Source organism: Nocardiopsis nanhaiensis (assembly GCF_054778635.1).
The window spans coordinates 1-18,437 of sequence record NZ_BAAGZJ010000121.1; the positions used below are offsets into that span (position 1 = coordinate 1).

General features: G+C 69.6%; 16 protein-coding genes and 1 pseudogene. 11 read left to right on the forward strand and 6 right to left on the reverse strand.

Annotated features, from left to right (window positions below; translation table 11 throughout):
• The 5 genes and pseudogenes from ACYVD1_RS32695 to ACYVD1_RS32715 form a co-directional block, all read left to right on the forward strand.
• Positions 1-447: pseudogene (locus ACYVD1_RS32695) on the forward strand (hypothetical protein); the annotation flags it as partial.
• Positions 444-2,147, forward strand: a complete 1,704-nt coding sequence (locus ACYVD1_RS32700) for a thiamine pyrophosphate-binding protein (RefSeq protein ID WP_460778319.1) — start codon at positions 444-446, stop codon at positions 2,145-2,147. The pseudogene ACYVD1_RS32695 and the gene ACYVD1_RS32700, both read left to right, overlap by 4 nt.
• A gap of 16 nt (positions 2,148-2,163) precedes the next feature.
• The gene (gene frc, locus ACYVD1_RS32705) at positions 2,164-3,393 is read left to right on the forward strand and encodes a formyl-CoA transferase (protein ID WP_460778320.1); all 1,230 of its coding nucleotides are present in this window, start codon (positions 2,164-2,166) and stop codon (positions 3,391-3,393) included.
• Positions 3,394-3,396: 3 nt separating this feature from the next.
• Positions 3,397-5,550 carry an acetate--CoA ligase family protein gene (locus tag ACYVD1_RS32710; RefSeq protein ID WP_460778321.1) on the forward strand — a complete coding sequence of 718 codons (2,154 nt, stop codon included), beginning with the start codon at positions 3,397-3,399 and terminating at the stop codon, positions 5,548-5,550.
• Positions 5,551-5,737: 187 nt separating this feature from the next.
• Positions 5,738-7,252: an Nramp family divalent metal transporter gene (locus tag ACYVD1_RS32715; RefSeq protein ID WP_460778322.1), complete on the forward strand. Its 1,515-nt coding sequence runs from the start codon at positions 5,738-5,740 to the stop codon at positions 7,250-7,252.
• Between the two features lie 55 nt (positions 7,253-7,307).
• On the opposite strand, the gene ACYVD1_RS32720 is transcribed toward ACYVD1_RS32715, so the two are convergent.
• Positions 7,308-8,015, reverse strand: coding sequence for an exonuclease domain-containing protein (locus ACYVD1_RS32720; protein WP_460778323.1), 708 nt, complete (start codon positions 8,013-8,015; stop codon positions 7,308-7,310).
• Positions 8,012-9,028, reverse strand: coding sequence for a LysR family transcriptional regulator (locus ACYVD1_RS32725; RefSeq protein ID WP_460778324.1), 1,017 nt, complete (start codon positions 9,026-9,028; stop codon positions 8,012-8,014). Before ACYVD1_RS32725 ends, ACYVD1_RS32720 begins: the two co-directional genes overlap by 4 nt.
• Before the next feature lie 74 nt (positions 9,029-9,102).
• Between ACYVD1_RS32725 and ACYVD1_RS32730 the strand changes: the two genes are divergently transcribed.
• The 3 genes from ACYVD1_RS32730 (at position 9,103) to ACYVD1_RS32740 (ending at position 11,173) form a co-directional block, all read left to right on the forward strand.
• Positions 9,103-10,086: a DMT family transporter gene (locus ACYVD1_RS32730; protein WP_460778325.1), complete on the forward strand. Its 984-nt coding sequence runs from the start codon at positions 9,103-9,105 to the stop codon at positions 10,084-10,086.
• A gap of 30 nt (positions 10,087-10,116) precedes the next feature.
• The gene (locus ACYVD1_RS32735) at positions 10,117-10,590 is read left to right on the forward strand and encodes a hypothetical protein (protein ID WP_460778326.1); all 474 of its coding nucleotides are present in this window, start codon (positions 10,117-10,119) and stop codon (positions 10,588-10,590) included.
• A gap of 79 nt (positions 10,591-10,669) precedes the next feature.
• Positions 10,670-11,173, forward strand: a complete 504-nt coding sequence (locus ACYVD1_RS32740) for an LURP-one-related/scramblase family protein (RefSeq protein ID WP_460778327.1) — start codon at positions 10,670-10,672, stop codon at positions 11,171-11,173.
• A 50-nt stretch (positions 11,174-11,223) separates the two neighbouring features.
• Here ACYVD1_RS32740 and ACYVD1_RS32745 read toward each other — a convergent pair whose 3' ends face one another.
• The 4 genes from ACYVD1_RS32745 to ACYVD1_RS32760 all read right to left on the reverse strand — a co-directional run bounded on the left by ACYVD1_RS32745 (position 11,224) and on the right by ACYVD1_RS32760 (position 14,697).
• A complete protein-coding gene (locus ACYVD1_RS32745) occupies positions 11,224-11,976 on the reverse strand; it encodes an ABC transporter permease (RefSeq protein ID WP_460778328.1) in 753 nt (250 codons plus the stop codon).
• Positions 11,976-12,707 carry an ABC transporter ATP-binding protein gene (locus ACYVD1_RS32750; RefSeq protein ID WP_460778329.1) on the reverse strand — a complete coding sequence of 244 codons (732 nt, stop codon included), beginning with the start codon at positions 12,705-12,707 and terminating at the stop codon, positions 11,976-11,978. The genes ACYVD1_RS32745 and ACYVD1_RS32750 overlap by 1 nt, the downstream gene beginning before the upstream one ends.
• A 102-nt stretch (positions 12,708-12,809) precedes the next feature.
• Positions 12,810-13,481: a response regulator gene (locus ACYVD1_RS32755; RefSeq protein WP_460778330.1), complete on the reverse strand. Its 672-nt coding sequence runs from the start codon at positions 13,479-13,481 to the stop codon at positions 12,810-12,812.
• Positions 13,474-14,697, reverse strand: coding sequence for a sensor histidine kinase (locus ACYVD1_RS32760; protein ID WP_460778331.1), 1,224 nt, complete (start codon positions 14,695-14,697; stop codon positions 13,474-13,476). The genes ACYVD1_RS32755 and ACYVD1_RS32760 overlap by 8 nt, the downstream gene beginning before the upstream one ends.
• Positions 14,698-14,841: 144 nt before the next feature.
• Between ACYVD1_RS32760 and ACYVD1_RS32765 the strand changes: the two genes are divergently transcribed.
• From ACYVD1_RS32765 to ACYVD1_RS32775, 3 genes are all read left to right on the forward strand, one after another.
• A complete protein-coding gene (locus ACYVD1_RS32765; RefSeq protein WP_460778332.1) occupies positions 14,842-16,059 on the forward strand; it encodes a sensor histidine kinase in 1,218 nt (405 codons plus the stop codon).
• Entirely contained in the window at positions 16,047-16,691 is a 645-nt protein-coding gene (locus ACYVD1_RS32770) for a response regulator (RefSeq protein ID WP_460778333.1), read from the forward strand. The genes ACYVD1_RS32765 and ACYVD1_RS32770 overlap by 13 nt, the downstream gene beginning before the upstream one ends.
• 760 nt (positions 16,692-17,451) lie before the next feature.
• Positions 17,452-18,437 (forward strand): hypothetical protein (locus ACYVD1_RS32775; protein ID WP_460778334.1); only part of this gene is annotated, 986 nt, incomplete at its 3' end.

Here is an 18,437-nt window from a genome sequence, read left to right on the forward strand (position 1 = left end):
GGGCTGGCGGTGGCCCTGCCCGCCGCCCCGGCCGCCGCGCTCCTGCCCCTCGCCGCCCTGGCGGGCGTGGGCACGGGCTCCTGTTATCCGCTCACGCGGTCCCTGGCCGAGGACTACTTCGGCACCGCGGACGCGGCGGGCATCCACAGCCTCGTCTACAGCTCCAAGGGACTCGGCGGCCTGCTCGGTATCAGCGGAGCCGCCGCCGTCCTCACTTTCGCCGCCCCGGGGGCCCAGTCGCCCTGGCTGCTCGCCGCGGCGGCCGCGGCCGCGGTATCGGCTCTGGCCACCACACGCCTGCGCCGCCCGTTGCCGATCCGGACCATTCCGGCACCCCGTCAGCCCTGGACAGCCAGTCACAGCCATGCTCAAATGTCACGCACACGGTATACAGTATCCAATTCTGAAGACGCATCCTTCCCGCGAAAGGGGTCGTTGCAGCGATGACCGAAGCCAAGGGAAACACCGACGCCAACACGACCGAGACGATCAGCGGCGGCCATCTCGTGGCCAAGGCCCTCAAGGCAGAGGGGGTCGACGTGATCTTCACGCTCTGCGGCGGCCACATCATCGATATCTACGATGGCTGCGCTGACGAGGGCATCGAAGTCATCGACGTACGCCACGAACAGGTCGCCGCGCACGCCGCCGACGGCTACGCCCGCCTCACCGGCAAGCCCGGCTGCGCGGTCGTGACCGCCGGCCCCGGCACCACCGACGCCATCACCGGCATCGCCAACGCCTACCGTGCCGAGAGCCCGCTCCTCGTCATCGGTGGCCAGGGGTCACTGAGCCAGCACAAGATGGGCTCGCTCCAGGACCTTCCGCACGTGGACATGATCAACCCGATCTCCAAGTTCGCGGCGACCGTGCCCCACACGGCCCGCATCGCCGACCTCGTGTCGATGGCCTTCCGGGAGTCCTTCTCCGGCGCGCCCGGACCGTCCTTCCTCGAGATCCCCCGCGACATCCTCGACGCGGAAGTACCCGTGGACAGCGCGCGCGTCCCCGCGGCGGGGCACTACCGGGCCTCCACCCGCCAGGCCGGCGACCCGAACGGGATCGAGCGGCTGGCGGACCTGCTGGTGCGCTCCGAGCGCCCCAGCATCCTGCTCGGCAACCAGGTATGGACCTCGCGCGCCACCGAGTCGGCCACGGACCTGGTGCGCACGCTCAACGTGCCCGCCTACATGAACGGCGCGGGGCGCGGAACCCTGCCCCCCAAGGACCCGCACCACTTCCAGCTGTCCCGGCGCTACGCCTTCACCAACTCCGACCTGATCATCATCGTCGGGACCCCCTTCGACTTCCGGATGGGCTATGGAAAGCGGCTCTCCCCCGACGCCACGGTCGTGCAGATCGACCTGAACTACGCGACCGTCGGCAAGAACCGCGACATCGACCTGGGCATCGTGGGCGACGCCGACGTGGTCCTGTCGTCCGTACTCGAGGCCGTCTCCGCCTACGGCGACAACGGCGCGGCCGGGCGCAAGGAGTGGCTGGAGGACCTGCGCACGCAGGAGCAGAAGGCGCTGGACAAGCGCGCCCCGCTGCTGACCTCGGACACCAGCCCGATCCACCCCTACCGTCTGGTCAGCGAGATCAACGACTTCCTCACCGAGGACTCGATCTACGTCGGCGACGGCGGGGACATCGTGACCTTCTCTGGCCAGGTGGTCCAGCCCAAGGCCCCCGGGCACTGGATGGACCCGGGCCCGCTCGGCACCCTGGGCGTGGGCGTCCCCTTCGTCATGGCGGCCAAGCACGCCTACCCCGAGAAGGAGATCGTCGCGCTCTTCGGCGACGGCGCCTTCAGCCTCACCGGGTGGGACTTCGAGACGCTGGTCCGCTTCAACCTGCCCTTCGTCGGCATCATCGGCAACAACTCCTCCATGAACCAGATCCGGTACGGGCAGATCGCCAAGTACGGGGCCGACCGGGGCGAGATCGGGAACACGCTGGGCGACGTCCGGTACTCCGAGTTCGCGAAGATGCTCGGCGGCTACGGCGAGGAGGTCCACGAGCCCGACCAGATCGGCCCGGCGCTGCGCCGCGCCCGCGAGTCCGGCAAGCCCTCGCTGATCAACGTGTGGATCGACCCCGAGGTGTACGCCCCGGGGACCATGAACCAGACCATGTACAAGTAGGTCGGGAAGGACAGACATGGCCAAGGCACTCGACGGCATCCGTGTGCTGGACATGACGCACGTCCAGTCGGGCCCCTCCGCGACCCAGATCCTGGCGTGGATGGGCGCCGACGTCGTGAAGGTGGAGGCCCCCAAGGGGGACGTCACCCGGGGCCAGCTGCGCGACAAGCCCGGCGTGGACAGCCTCTACTTCACGATGCTCAACTCCAACAAGCGCAGCATCACCCTGAACACCAAGAGCGACCGGGGCAAGGAGCTCTTCCTGGACCTGGTCCGCAGCAGCGACGTGCTCGTGGAGAACTTCGCACCCGGGGCGCTGGACCGGATGGGGTTCACCTGGGAGGTGCTCCAGGAGACCAATCCCGGCCTCGTCTACGCGTCGATCAAGGGGTTCGGCCCCGGCACCTACGCCGACTTCAAGGCCTACGAGGTGATCGCCCAGGCAATGGGCGGTTCCATGAGCACGACCGGCTTGGAGAGCGGCCCTCCCCTGGCCACCGGCGCGCAGATCGGTGACTCGGGCACGGGAATGCATACAGTAGCCGGTATCCTCGCCGCGCTGCTGCAGCGCGCCACCACGGGTAAGGGCCAGCGCGTCCAGGTCGCCATGCAGGACGCCGTCCTGAACCTGTGCCGGGTCAAGCTCCGCGACCAGCAGCGGCTGGAGCACGGTCCGCTGGCGGAGTACCCCAACGAGGAGTTCACGGACGAGGTCCCCCGCTCCGGCAACGCCTCCGGAGGCGGCCAGCCCGGCTGGGCCGTGCGCACCGCGCCCGGCGGACCCAACGACTACGTCTACGTGATCATCCAGCCCGTCGGCTGGGCCCCGATCGCCAAACTCATCGGACAGCCCGAACTGGCCGAGGACCCCGAATGGGCCACCCCCCAAGCCCGGCTGGACAAGCTCGACAAGGCCTTCAGCCTCATCGAGGAGTGGTCGATCCAGAAGCCCAAGTGGGAGGTGCTCGCCGAGCTCAACGCCCACAACATCCCCTGCGGACCGATCCTGTCCACCAAGGAGATCATCGAGGACCCCACCCTGCGGGAGAACGGGGTCATCGCCACCGTCGAGCACCCCGAACGGGGCACCTACAACACGGTGGGATCGCCGATCCGGCTCTCGGACTCTCCGGTGGACGTCGACCGCTCGCCGCTGCTCGGCGAGCACAACGCCGACCTCTACGGCGCGGAACTGGGTCTGTCCGACGACGACCTGAACGAACTCAAGTCGAACGGAGTGATCTGAGCGATGGCCAACTACGCCCCCGACCGGTCCGACTACAACCAGGCGGCGGTCCGATCGGTGCTCGACCGGGCCCGCTCCGAAGGCCGGACCGCGCTGACCGCCCCTGAGGGCAAGGCGCTCGCCGACGCCTACGGCATCCCCATCCCCACGGAGGCGCTCACCAGCTCAGCCGAGGAGGCGGCCAGCACCGCCGCCGAGATGGGCTTTCCCGTGGTGGCGAAGATCGTCTCCCCCGACATCCTGCACAAGACCGACGCGAAGGGTGTCGAGGTCGGCCTGAACAGCGCCGACGAAGTGGCCGAGGCCTACCGGCGGATCGTCTCCAACGCCCGCACCTACGACCCCGACGCCCAGATCGACGGGGTCCAGATCCAGCAGCAGGTCGACGGCGGCGTCGAAGTCCTCGTCGGCGCCACCACCGACCCCACCTTCGGCAAGATCGTGGTGTTCGGTCTCGGCGGCGTCCTCGTCGAGGTCCTCAAGGACGTGTCGTTCCAGCTCGCACCGCTCAGCCACGAGCAGGCCCTCGAGCAGATCAACGACATCAAGGCCGCCGAGGTGCTCTCAGGCATCCGAGGCGCACCGCCCGTGGACCGCAAGCGGCTCGCCGACCTCCTCGTCCGCCTCTCGGACCTGGTCAGCGACTTCCCCGAGATCGCCGAGGCCGACCTGAACCCCGTCTTCGCCTCCGAGGACGCGGCGATCGCCGCCGACCTGCGCTTCGTGCTGGACTTCGAGCCCGCGCCGACACCGCGCCGCTACTCCCGTGAGCAGATCCTGGAGTCCATGGAGCGCATCTTCAAGCCGCGTTCCATCGCCGTCATCGGCGCCTCCAACGAAGACGGCAAGATCGGCAACTCCGTCATGCGCAACATCATCGACGGCGGATACGAGGGCGAGGTCCACCCGGTCAACCCCAAGGCGCCCGAGGTGTACGGGCGCACGTCGTACAAGTCGATCTCCGATGTCCCCGGCGCCATCGACGTAGCGGTCTTCGCGATCCCCGCGAAGTTCGTGGCGAGCGCGCTGGAGGAGGCCGGGCGCAAGGGCGTGGCCGGCGCGATCCTCATCCCCTCCGGCTTCGCCGAGACCGGCGAGCACGAGCTCCAGGAACAGGTCCTGGAGGTGGCCAGGCGGCACGACGTGCGCCTCCTGGGACCCAACATCTACGGCTACTACTACACACCGCAGAAGCTGTCGGCGACCTTCTGCACCCCCTATGACGTCACCGGCGGCACCGCGCTGACCTCCCAGTCCGGAGGGATCGGCATGGCCATCCTCGGGTACAGCCGCAGCACCCGGACCGGCGTCTCGGCGATCGTGGGCGTGGGCAACAAGGCCGACATCGACGAGGACGACCTGCTCACGTTCTTCGGGCAGGACGACAACACCAACGCCATCGCGATGCACCTGGAGGACCTCAAGGACGGCCGGGCCTTCGTCGACGCGGCCCGCGAGGTCGTCCCGAAGAAGCCCGTGGTCGTCCTCAAGGCGGGGCGCACCTCCGCCGGCGCCGCCGCAGCGGGCTCCCACACCGGGGCGCTGGCCGGCGACGACAAGGTGTACGACGACATCCTGCGCCGAGCGGGCGTGGTCCGCGCACCCGGCCTGACCGAACTCCTCGAGTACGGCCGCGCCCTGCCGGTCCTGCCCACCCCGACCGGGGAGAACATCGTCATCATCACCGGCGCCGGCGGGTCGGGTGTCCTGCTCTCCGACGCCGTCGTCGACAACGGCATGGGCCTGATGGAGATCCCGCCCGACCTGGACCAGGCCTTCCGTGAATACATCCCGCCGTTCGGCGCCGCCGGGAACCCGGTGGACATCACCGGCGGCGAGCCGCCGTCGACCTACGAGCAGACCATCCGGCTGGGGCTGACCGACCCGCGAATCCACTCGCTCGTCCTCGGCTACTGGCACACGATCGTCACCCCGCCGCTGGTCTTCGCCGACGTCGTGATCGGCGTCGCGGAGGAGGCCCGCGCGGCCGGGATCGACAAGCCGATCGTGGTCTCGCTCTCGGGTGACACCGAGGTCGAGCAGGCCGCGGCCAAGCTCTTCGACCACGGTATCGTCGCCTATCCGTACACCACAGAGATGCCCGTGAAGGTACTGGGAGCGAAGTACCGCTGGGCCCGATCCGCCGGCCTGCTCTAGAGCCAGAGCACTCCGGTAACGCTTTCCCGGGGTGTGTGCAGCCGTCGCACGCACCCCGGAACCTCTGAGAAACGACACCCGCTCCGGGAGAGCCGTCCCGGATCCCGACGAAAGGAGGCGCCGCGTCCCTGGGGGCTGTTGGGGGCAGTGCCACACACCGCGACATCCCAGATAGGGGAACCCACCTATGGCCCCGATCCCTGAACCCTCAGAACAGCCGGGCACGGACGTACCGACCGGCACCAGCCACGAAAACCCGTCCATCCCCGAGCAGAGGTCCGCCTCCCCCGACGAAACCGGCGGCGCCTCTCCACCGCCCCCTGCCACCGATCCCCAGGCCCCCGCCGAGAGTCCCAAAGGGACGATCCGCCTAGAGGCACCGGGCACCGGCGTCAGGGACACCTGGCGCGCGATGGGTCCGGGCATCGTCGCAGCGATGACCGGGATCGGCGCCAGCCACATCATGCACGGTCCCACCGCCGGAGCGGAGTTCGGCTACGCCCTGCTGTGGGTCATCCTGGCCGCCTACATCCTCAAGTACCACGCGTTCGAGTTCGCGCACCGCTACACGCTGGCGCGGGGCGAGAGCGTCATGGAGGCCTACGAGCGCACCGGCAAGAGGTACGGCAACTGGCCGCTGTGGTACCTCCTGCTCCAGTCACTGGCCAACACCTTCGGTATCGCCGGACGGGCCCTGGGCGCCGGCGCCATGATCTGGGCCGGGCTGCCGTTCCTGCCGCTGCCGGTGTGGGCGATCCTCGTCCTGATGTCCAGTCTGGTCCTGCTGTGGGCCGGCAGGTACAAGGCCCTGGAACTGGCGATCAAGGTCTGCGTCATCCTCTTCGTGATCATGGTGCTGATCACCTTCGCGCTGCAGGCCCCGCCGCCGACCGAATACGTGGCCAACCTGCTGCCCACCCTGCCTCCCGTGGCCGCGCTGATGCTGTTCGGCTCCATGTGGGGCTACTTCCCGACCACTCTCGAAGTCTCGACCATGCAGTCGAACTGGGCCGTGGACAAGAAGGTCGGGATGGTGAAGGTCAAGGAGCTGCGCGCCCAGGGCTACAACGTCGAGGTGGACAAGAACTACCTCAAGAACCACATGACGCTGTTCAAGCGGGACATGAAGATCTCCTACGTGATGTCCTTCTTCACGGGCATGGCGTTCCTCATCGTGGGTGCCGTGGTCCTGAACCCGCTCGGGCTGGTCCCCGCGGGCGACCAGATGGGCATCACGATCGCACGGGTCTACACCGACTTCTTCGGCCAGTGGATCTTCCCGGTCATCGTCATCGGTGCCGGTGCGGCGCTCTGGTCGACCGTCTTCTCCTACTTCGACGGGCAGGCCCGGGTCTTCGAGGAATCCGCCGTGCGACTGCGCAAGGCGTGGGACCAGGCCGGAATCCGCAAGCTCCTGTACCGCGGTTTCCAGCTCCTGTGGCTGGTCGCCGGCTCTGCCATCATCATCGGCATGCCCGAGCCGATCTTCGTCGTGCAGCTGGCCTCCGTGACCGCCCTGCTGTTCTCGCCGGTGCTGTACTGGCTCAACATCAAGGCCATCAAGGACAACTTCACCGAGGAGGACCGGCTCCTCCTGCCCTCGAAGTTCCAGTTCGCGTGGGCATGGACCGGTGTGTGGGCGCTCATCCTGGTCAGCATCTACTTCTTCTACATGCAGGTCCTGAGCCCGCTGCTCGGCTGAGGGCCTCGCGGGCCGGCGGCCCCCGGCGCCACGGGGGTCGCCTTCGCGTGTCCGTTTACGGGGCAGGGGCCATGGGCCAGGAGCCGTCGACCACCGCCTCGGGGTTCCGGCGGCGGAGGTACTCCTGGAAGCTGGCGGACTGCGCGGCCTTCCACTTGACCTGCGCGGCGTGCAGGTCCTCGGCGGACAGCTCGGCGATCTCGGGGTGTGCCTCGGCGATCCGCCAGGCCAGCCGGGCGGCGGCCAGGGCGTCAGCCGCGGCTCCGTGCGCCTCCTCCTGGGCGAGGGGGACCGCGTAGTGGGCGCAGACGTCGACCAGTTTGCGGGAGCCCCTGCGGAAGGTGTCCACCTGCTTGTCCAGCACCAAGGGGTCCACGACCAGGGGCTGCGCGGCCAGCGGCGCGCCCGGGCGGTGGAGTGCGAGTTCGCGGTCGAGGAGGGTGAGGTCGTAGGGGGCGTTGTAGACCACCACGGGCATGCCCTCCGCGATCACGGCGTCCAGGGCCTCGGCGATCTCGGCGACCACCTCGACCGCGGGGCGGCCCTCGGCCCGGGCCTGTTCCGTGGTGATGCCGTGGACCTCGGTCGCCGCCGGAGGGATCTCGATCCCGGGATCGGCGAACCAGGTGGTGACCTCCTTGCTTCTCCGCGCGGGGTCGATCCGCCACAGGGCCGCGGTGACGATCCGATCGCCCTCCACGTCCAGGCCCGTGGTCTCGACGTCGAAAGCGGCCATGGGCCGGGTGTGCCAAGGGGTGTTCACGCGGTTCCTCCGGTGGTCGTTGCCGTAGTGGTTGCTGAGGTCGGTACTGAGCGCTTCGGTACTGGACCGGTCGGTTCCGGGCTCTTCGGTTCCGGGCCGCGGGGCCCCGCGGCGTTCGACCGCTGGTCGGTGAGTGCGGCCACGCAGGCCCGGATCGCCGGCGTTTCGGCGTCGGCGCGCCACACCGCCCGGATCGTCCTGCGGAGCGGCGGGTCGGTGGGGACGAACCGGACCCCCTCCGGTGAGGTGCGCTGGCCGAGGTCCGGGACCAGCGCCACCGCGAGCCCGGAAGCCACCAGCTCCAGCTGGGAGGGAATCTCTGCGAGCGTGTACCTGATGTCGGGCTCCACGCCCCTGGTCCGCACGGCCTGGAGGATCGCCTCGTAGGGCTCGGTGCCCTGCGGGCAGCTGGCCCACGGGAGGCCGCCCGGCGGACCGAGTTCGGCGAGGTCGACGGTGGCCCGGCCGCTGAGCGCGTGATCGGCCGGGAGCGCCAGGCACACCCGCTCGTCCAGGAGCACCACGGTGCGTACGCCCGCGGGGAGGGCGACCGGGCGGCTGGACCAGCTTTCGGCCAGGACCAGGTCCAGCTCGCCGCGCAGGAGCGGCGGCAGCAGCGACACCACTTCCCCGTCCCGCACTGTGGGCGCCAGGCGCGGGTGTTCGGCGAGCAGCACGGACAGCGCGCCTGGGAGCAGGGTGCGCACGGCACTGCCGACACCGCCCAGGCGCAGCGGCCCGAGGATCTCGCGGTCGAGGTCGGCGAGGTCGGTCTGAGCCTCGCTGACCTGGGCGAGCACCCGGGCGGCATGGTCGACGAGGACCCGGCCCGCGAGGGTGAGCCGGACGGTGCGGCCCACCGGTTCGAGCAGGGGTTTGCCCGCCTCCCGCTCCAACTTGTTGAGCTGCTGGGAGATCCCCGAGGGGGTCACGTGCAGCGCCCGCGCCGCGCCGGCGATGGTGCCGTGGGCTTCCACCGCGGTCAGCGCTCTCAGCCGTTCAATACTGAACACGTAAGAGATACTACTGGGTACCTACGACAAAACAGCGCTTTTGTTTTCGGTTCAGTGGCGGCAGGCTTGGACGTATGGCACAGAAGAGGGCAGAGCGGGTGGACGTCCGGGCGCGGCGGAGCGGTTCCTTGCTGGACCGGGCCAACCCCGTCGCCCTCGCCACCCTCGGATCGGGCTGCACGTCGGCCACGGGCGTGTTCGTGAAACTGTCCGGAGCCAACCCGGGCACCGCGGCCTTCCTCAGGTGCGCCCTGGCGCTGTTCGTGCTGGCCCCGATGGCCGCCGCCGAACTCCGGAGGGTGGGGGCGCGCCCGCTGCGGCTGGTGGTCCTGGACGCCTCGGCGGGGCTATTGCTGGGCGTGGACTACGTGTTCTGGGTCGCGAGCATCGAGCACGTGGGTGCGGGGATGGCGACCGTCCTGCTCAACGTCCAAGTGGTGGTCTTCCCCCTGCTGGCCTGGATGTTCCTGGGAGACCGGGCTCCACTGCGCTTCCTGGTCGCGGTGCCCGTGATGCTGGCCGGGGTCGCCCTGGCGGCGGGCGCCGTGGACGGGGGCGGCGGGACCGGCGGGGGCGACCCGTGGCTCGGCCTGGTCTACGGCTGCGCGGCGGGGGTGACCTACGCGGGGTACCTCTTCCTGGCCAGGCTCGGCGGCGGGCGCGGGCACACGGTGACCCCGGTGTGCGTGTCCACCCTGGCCGCGGCGGTGGCGGCCGGTGCCCTGGGCACGCTGTGGACCGGGATCGACCTGGCGTCGTTGGACGCCCAGGCCTGGACGTGGCTGGCCCTGCTGGCCCTGACCGGCCAGGTACTGACCTGGCTGCTCATCGGTTCCGCCCTCCCCAGACTGTCGGCGAGCACGGGAGCCGCCATCCTGGTGCTGCCGCCGGTCCTGGCGGTCCTGATGGCCGCCGTCTTCCTTGGCGAGCGCGCGACCCCGCTCCAGCTGACAGGCTGTGCACTCGTGGTCCTCGCGATCTGGCTGTCCCAGCGGCGGACCGGGTACCAGCCAAGGAACCGGGAGGACAGCGGCACCGTCCGATCAGGAGAGCGGTGACGCACCGGTGGACGGGCGGGGTGGACGCACATGACGGAGAGGGACGGGCCTGACAGGGGACGGCCCGAGCAGCCCCGGGCCGCGGAACAGGGCTCGGGACCGGAGAACCCGCTCGGGGCATGGGACGGCCGGGGGCTGGACGGGGTCGCTGAGCGGGGCCCGCACGGCACCCCCGGAGAGGGCGGGGGTGCCGCGGCGCGCCGACTCCCGTCGGAGCGCACCGGCGGTGTCGCACAGGGGTGGCTGGTCTACCTCCTGCTGTCCTTCGTGCGGATGCTGCTGGTGACACTGGGGATGATCTCGCTCGTCCCCCAAGGGCTGGTGCCGCTCGGGATGGCGGTGTTCGGGACGGACGAGTCCACCCGGCTGTGGTTCCTGGCCCGTTTCATGCCGCCCGAGTGGCAGGTGCCGGTGGCCCTGGGCTTCGCGGTGGTCGGTGCCCTTCTGACCTGGATCGGCCTGCGGCTGCCCCGCTGGCTCGGATGGGTCTTCATGGGCAGGTGACGGCCGGGGGCGTTCGGTTGCCGGGTCGCCGAGGCTTCGGCCGCCCCTGAGGCGGCGGGGCGTCGGCTAGCGTCAAGGCATGAAGTTTCTGGTACGCGAACGTATTTTCGACATCGGTGACGACTTCTGGGTGACCGACGAACAGGGCGCCAGGGTGTTCTGGGTGGACGGCAAGGCACTGCGGGTGCGCACCACCTTCGAGCTCAAGGACCCCCAGGGCGAGCTCCTCATGGTGATCCGCAAGAAGCTCCTCAAAGTCCGCGACCAGATGCGCGTGGAGCAGGACGGCTCAACCGTGGCGACCGTCCGCAAGCGCCTGTTCAACCCCCTCCGGCAGAAGCTCAGCGTCGACGTCAAGGGCTCGCCGGACTGGGAGGTGGTCGGGAGCTTCTTCGACAAGGAGTACTCGATCAGCGACAAGGAGGGCACCGTCGCGGTCGTGTCCCGCAAGTGGTTCCGGATGCGTGACACCTACGCGGTGGACGTCAACACGCACCGCAAGGACATCGCCGGCGACCCCGCGCTGGTGATCAGCGTCGCGGTCGCCATCGACGCCCTCACCGGTGACGACGGCAAGGACTGACGGACTTGCGAAAGGTGGCGGGACGGGCCCCCGACCGCCCCGCCCGCCGCTCAGGCGTCGCGGCGCCGGAACAGCACCACGGCCACCAGCCACACCGCCGCCACCCAGGCCGCCATCACCGCACCGCCCTGGACCGCGGTGAGGTCCAGCGGGTTCTCCAGCGGCATGTACATCAGTGATCCGGCGCGGTCGGGCAACCACTCCGCGAGCTCGGTGAACGTGGCGAGGAACATGGACAGCGCCATCACCATGGCGCCCAGGACCGCGATGGGCACCACCGCGTTGCGAACGATGACGGTCAGCCCGGCTGCCAACAGGGCGATCAGCACCCAGTAGAGGGCAGCACCGGCCATGCGTTCCAGCACGTCCGCCTCGAGGACGTCGGCCAGCGGAAGCCCGTAGTCCCCCAACCCCACCTGAGTGGCGACCATGACCACAGGCACCGTGACCGCAGCGGTTACCAGAGCCATCAAGGCCACGACCAGCGCCTTCGAAGCGAGGAAGCGTCCCCGCCCGGGTACGGCCAGCAGGGAGGTGCGGATCTGGGCGCCGGAGTACTCACCGCTCACCGCGAGCACCCCCAGCACCACCATCCCGATCTGTCCGAAATGGATGGTCTGGAAGCCGTCGGCCAGGGGGTCGAAGGCCGCGGCCCATTCCGGGTTGTCGTCGAGGCCTCCGACGGTGGTCACGGAGATCATCGCGGCCAGACCGACCATCACCGCAAGGGTGGTCAGGAGCGCCGTCGGGATGACGGGCAGCGTGCCGAGCTTGCGGCATTCGGACCGCACGGTGTCCAGCATCAGGACGCACCTCCTCGAGTCTCAGAGGTGCCCTGGACCTCGGATGTGAGCGCGAAGAACGCGTCCTCCAGGGAGCCGTGGCCCGCGGTCAGCTCGCTCGGCGCCCCCGTGGCGACGAGTCGTCCGCGGTCGATGATCACCAGGTGGTCCGCGACCTTCGCGATCTCGGTCATGAGGTGGCTGGACAGGAGCACGGTGCGGCCCTGGCCGGCCAGCTTGCCGGTGAAGGTGCGCATCCAGCGGATGCCCTCCGGGTCGAGGCCGTTGACCGGCTCGTCCATGATCACGGTCGTCGGGTCTCCCAGGAGGGCCGCGGCCAGGTTGAGCCGCTGTCCCATGCCCAAGGAGAACGTGCGCACCCGGGCGTGGGCGGCCCGCTCCAGGCCCACTTCCGCCAGGACCTCGCCCACCCGCGCCAGCGGGATGCCGCTCGCGCGGGCGATCCACGACAGGTGGGCGCGGGCGGTGTGGCTGGGGTGGGCACCGCCGATATCCAGCTGGGCACCGACTACAGTGGCCGGTCGGCGTAGCGAGGCGTACGGCTTCCCGTCGATGGTCGCCCGGCCCTCGGTGATCCGGTCCAGGCCGAGCAGCATGCGCAGAGTGGTCGTCTTTCCTGCACCGTTCGGCCCCAGGAAGCCGGTGACCTGGCCGGGGACGGCGTTGAAGGAGAGTCGGTCCACGACCGTGTGGACACCGAAGCATTTGGTGAGTCCGTGTATCTCGATCATGGGCCCATGGTCGGATTCCGGGGCGGTCCGACACATCGGCCCAGCGGGGACAGTTCCGGTGTCAACTCAGGGGGACATGCGCGTGGTCTCGCGCTGCCTGGTTCAGGAGGCCCGTACGAGCCCGTTCTCGTAGGCGAAGACCACCAACTGGGCCCGGTCGCGGGCGTAGAGCTTGCTGAGCAGGCGGCTGACGTAGGTCTTGACCGTGGCGTGGCTCAGGGTCAGCTCCGCGGCGATCTCGGCGTTGGACCGCCCGCGCCCGATCAGCGTCACGACCTCGCGTTCACGCGGGGTGAGCCGGGGCGCGTCCACCGGCCACGGAGGGCGTTCGGGGCACTCAGAAGCGGACCGTGCGAGCTCGGCGATGAGGCGGCCGGTGACCTCGGGGGCGAGCAGCGCCTGACCGGCGGCGACCACGTGGACGGCGCGCAGGAGCTCCTCCGGGCTGGCGTTCTTGAGGAGGAAACCGCTGGCCCCGGCCCGCAGCGCCGCGTACACGTACTCGTCCAGGTCGAACATGGTCAGCACGATCACCCGGGTGGTGTCGGACGCCGCACAGATCTCCCTCGTGGCGGCCAGGCCGTCGAGGTCCGGCATGCGGATGTCCATGAGTGCGATGTCGGGCCGGGTGCTCCCGGCGAGGTCGACCGCCTCGCGGCCGGTGCGGGCTTCAGCGACCACGGTCAGCGCGGGATCGCTGTCGACCAGCATGCGCAGCGATCCGCGCAGGAGATCCTGGTCGTCGGCGATGAGCACCCGGACCGGGTCAGTCATCAGAGGTCTCCTCCGAGGTTCGTGGGCCGGACAGCGTACGGTTGTCGAACGGGATACGCGCGTGCACTCGGTAACCCCCGTCCGGGCTGGGGCCCACGGTGAGCCTTCCCTTGAGGAGGGTAACGCGCTCGCGCATACCCACATGACCAGCACCGCTGCCGGGGGCTAGGAACGGGGCCTGTGCCCTGGCCGGTCCGGTGTCGGCCACCTCGACCTCCACCGCGTCCGGGCCGCCGTTCACGGTGATCGTGCAGGTGGCGCCGGGCGCATGCCGAATCACGTTGGTGACGGACTCCTGGACCACCCGGTGGACGCCGAGCGCGACGGCCGCGGGCAGGTCGTCGGCCCCGTGCGTGCTGAGCACGCAGTCCACGCCCGCCGCCCGGGCGGTATCCGCCAACCCGGCGAGATCGGACAGCCCGGCTTGCGGGGTGCGGGGCGCCTCCCCGTCGGTACGCAGGGCGCCCAAGAGCAGGCGGAGTTCGTCGGTGGCGGCACGGGTGGTGGACTCGATGTCGGTGAGGGCCTCCCGCAACGCGCGCGGGTCGTCTTCGACAACGTAACGGGCCACGCCCGCGCGCATCCCGATCGCGCCGAGCGCGTGGGAGACCACGTCGTGGATCTCCCGGGCCACACGAAGTCGCTCCTCCGATCGGATCCCGGCCGCGACCGCGGCAGAGTCGCGCTGCCTCTGCAGGTGCCCCGCCCGCACCAGCCGCCCGAGCAGCCATGCGAACACGAAGGGAGAGGCCAGGGTCAGCGAGGGGAGCACGAGCAGCAACGGATCGGTCCAGATCGCCCAGCTGACGACCAGCGCCGCTACCGCTCCTCCCGCCACCAGGAGTAATCCCTGGAGCCGCGACAGGGGTCTCGCCGTGAGGGCGGTCGGGTAAAGGACCCAGGCCGCGACGACGAACGGTGCACCGCCCCAAGTGAACATGTAGGTCAGCGCGATGGCAGTGACCACGGCGAACGAGGCCAAGGGCCACTTCCAGCGCAGGAGCACCCCGCCCAGGAAGACCAGCTGGAGGACCAGTTGCACCCAGGCCCAGGGGTCGCCGCCGAACTGGACGAAGGCCAGGCGCGGGGGGAGGGTGAGGTCGGAATACGCGTAGATCAGGACGAACAACGTGTCCAGCACGTATCTGCGCGGGGTGGGGCCGCCCTCGCCGTTCAGCGCGGTCCACTGGTGTGCGGTGAAGCCGCCCGAGGTCACCTCGGAACCTCCTTGTGCCGGGGCCTTCGACAGTAGCGGGGGCGGGGGCACCTGTCCGGTTCCGGCAGCCAGCTGTAGTGCCCTTCCCCTGCCTGTTGCCCCAGTATGTTCAGTGACATTGGCGGGAGCTGGCGGAGGAGCGCAATGCTGGACGTGTGGCAACGGGCGTTGAGAACGACCGGATACCTGCTGCTCGCGCTGTTGTCCGGGAACCTCACCCTCGTGATGCTCCCGGTCACCCTGGTGGTGGCGCTGACCACCGCCTTCGGCGGTCTCGGACTGATCCTCCTGCCCCTGTGGCTGCGGCAGGTGGTCCGGTGGGCCGACTGGCACCGAGGGCGTGCAGCCCGCCTGTTGGGGGTCGAGATCCCCGACCTGCCCGAGTCCTCCGAGCGGGGCATCGCCATGCTGTGGCGCGATCCGGCCACCCGGCGGACCCTTCTCTGGATGCCGCTGTTCACACTGGTGAGCATCGTCTTCGGGCTCCTGGCGCTCCTGGGCCCCGGGATGCTGTTCAACACGCTTCTGTCACTGCTGTGGTGGGTGTTCCCCGAGGGGGTCCACCAGGAGCCGTTCGGGGTCCCCGTCGACGGCTGGGGGATCGCGCTCGGCACCGCCGCCGTACAACTGGTCATCGGTGTAGTGATCGCCGCGGCGGTCGCCCCGCCGCTGGCGACCGTCCACGCCCGGCTCTGTGTCCGGGTACTGGCACCTTCAGAGAAGGAACTGCTGGCCCACCGCGTGGACGAGCTCCAGCGCACCCGGGCCGGGGTGGTGGACGCGCACGGGGCAGAGCTGCGCCGGATCGAACGCGACCTGCACGACGGCACCCAGGCCCGGCTCGTCGCGATCGCCATGCAGCTGGGTGTGGCCAAGGAGGCACAGTCGGATCCCCAGGTCGCCGCCCTGCTCGAACGGGCCCACGAGGGCACCGAGGAGGCCATGGCGGAACTGCGCGACGTCATCCGCGGCATCTACCCGCCGATCCTCGCCGACCGCGGCCTGCCCGGTGCCCTGTCCGCCCTCGCGGGCCGCACCACCTTGCCCGTCCGGCTCGACGTCGCGGTTCCGGGCAGCCTCCCGGTCGCGGTGGAGACCGCCGCCTACTACGCGGCCACCGAAGCGGTCACCAACGCCGTGCGGCACAGCGGGGCCGACACGGTGTCCGTCCGCGTCACCCGCGAGGAGGATCGCCTTCACCTCGAAGTCTCCGACGACGGCCGAGGCGGTGTGGACGAGAATGCCGGGAGCGGCATCCAGGGCCTCCGCCGCCGCACCGCCGCCCTCGACGGGCAGGTGTCCGTCGACAGCCCTACCGGCGGCCCGACCGTGATCAGAGTGGAACTGCCATGCGAATCGTGATCGCCGAGGACAACGTCCTGCTCTCCGAAGGGCTCAAGCTCCTCCTCTCCACCCGCGGCCACCAAGTGGAAGCCGTCGCCCAGGACGTGCCCGCCTTCGCCCAAGCCGTCGACCGGCACCGGCCGGACCTCGCCCTCGTCGACGTACGGCTTCCTCCGGGCTTCCGTGACGAGGGCATCCACGCCGCCATCGACGCCCGCCGCCAACAGCCGGGGCTGCCCGTCCTCGTCCTCTCGCAGTACGTCGAACAGGACTACGCGGGCGAGCTCCTCTCCGACGGCCAAGGGGGCGTCGGCTACCTGCTCAAGGATCGCGTCGGCCGCGTCAGCGAGTTCGTCGACGCCCTGCACAAGGTCGCCGAAGGCGGCACCGTCATGGACCCCGCCGTCGTCCAACAACTCCTCACCCAGCGCGCCAAGGACCCCCTCCAGGCCCTCACCGCCCGCGAGCACGAAGTCCTCGCCCTCATGGCCGAGGGCCACGACAACACCGAGATCGCCGACCGCATCGTCGTCACCACCAACGCCGTGCACAAGCACATCGGCAACATCTTCCAGAAGCTCGCCCTGTCCCCCACCGACAGCGGCCACCGCCGCGTCCGCGCCGTCCTCGCCTACCTCAACGGAAGATAGGACCACTGCGTGACAAACTGCCTGCTTCAGGGCGCCGTCATAGGGTGCGTCGTAGTGCGCGCCGAAGTGCGCGTCTCGCTGGTAGCTCAGTTGACTTCCATAAACCCCAGGCTCATTTTCCCTGGGCTCCCCTTTTCTCTTGAGGTTCCCTCCTTTCCCGCCTCGTGATTGTGGCCGTCTCCGCTGCGCGCCTCAAGGTCGTCGCCATCGAGCGCTTCGCGCGTCAACGGCGCTCCACCTTGACCCGCTCCGCTACGACGGCGGGTGGGCGGCTATCGGGAAAGGGGGACGCGTGGTCGAGGCCTGAGCGGGACAAACTCGGGCTCCGCCCGATAACTGCGTCGGCCTGGCGGCCGATGCCTGCCCCTGCGCCGGAGCGTTGACGCCTGGCGGTGTCGCGGCCGGTCATTCTGGGCTGCGGCCCCCGAACCCCGAACAGCACGGCCTTGCGGCCGGTGGGCCACTGCGCCGGAGCGTTGACGGGCCGGGTGTCGCGGCCGGTCACTGTGGGAGGCGAAAACCCCGATGATCTTGCTCCTGTCTCCACCCTCGGCCGTCGAGAATGGAGACAGGAGCAAGATCATTCCCATTCGGGTGTGCATATGCCCGCTTTACCCAAGAATGCGAACAGGGGCGACCGGACCCCTTTTCCTGGGATTATTTCTTCGGGGGACGGAAAGGCGAGTCGAGGTGGTCGGGTAAGGGTGTTATCACCTCCAGGATAGGTCCTTTCTGGGTCTTTCTTGGTATCCTTAGTGGTATGACTTCTTCTTTCGGGCAGTGCGGGAATGCGGCGGGAAACACGCCCGCCGTTTCCGCCACGCGCACCGCCCGGGGAAAGATCACCGTGGAGATGGCGGAGGTACCCCCGACCGGAGCAGCTGGCCAGGTCCTGGACGTGATCTCGCAGGTGTTCGAGGACTTCGATCGGGCCCAGCTTGCGATGCTGCTGCGGTTGGCGCAGCTGGAGGCGGCCGGGACGTTGTTGGAGGCGGGTGGGCAGAGGTCGGTGCAGAACTGGCTGATCCACTCGGTGGGGATGGCCCCTGTTGAGGCCAACGGGCGCGCCGAGCTGGCGCGCCGGTTGTTCGCCCAGGAGTTGCCCGCCACCCGGGAAGGTTTGGACTCTGGGTTGTTGTCGATTGGTGAGGCGGTGGCGGTGTGCAGGGCCGCTGATAAGGCGGTGGGGGCGCGCAACACTGGCCGCTACCCGGATGCTGGCCTCTTCCGGCGGATGGTGGAGGCCGGGATTTTGGCTTCCAAGGCCAGGGAGCCGGCGATGTCGAGCTCCGACATCGCCCGGCTGGGCCGGGAGCTGCTGGCCCAGTACAACCCGGCGGTGGTGGAGGAGCAGTACCAGGCCGCCTTCGACGCCCGTGGTGCGCGTTTGGTGCGGACCTTCGATGGCACTCACCTGTTCGAGGCCTGGGGTCCGGGTGAGTACGCCGAGGAGCTTAGGTGTGTGCTCAAGGCCCACGAGTCGGAGTATGACCCCGAGAGGCTGCACGTGTCGGCTTCGGAGCGGATGTATGACGCGTTCATGAACCTGGTCCGGTCCGCCCAGAACCCCACCGAGAGCGCCGGGGGTGCCGGGGGTGGGGACGGCAAGCGCGGCAAGGGCGGTCAGGGTCGCAAGCGTGCTGCGGTGGCGATGATCAACATCATGGTGCCCCTGCCCACCTTCCTCGGCCTCCAGGCCGAGGGCGACGGCAAAGCTGCTGGCCCGGCGGTGACGCAGGACGGGCA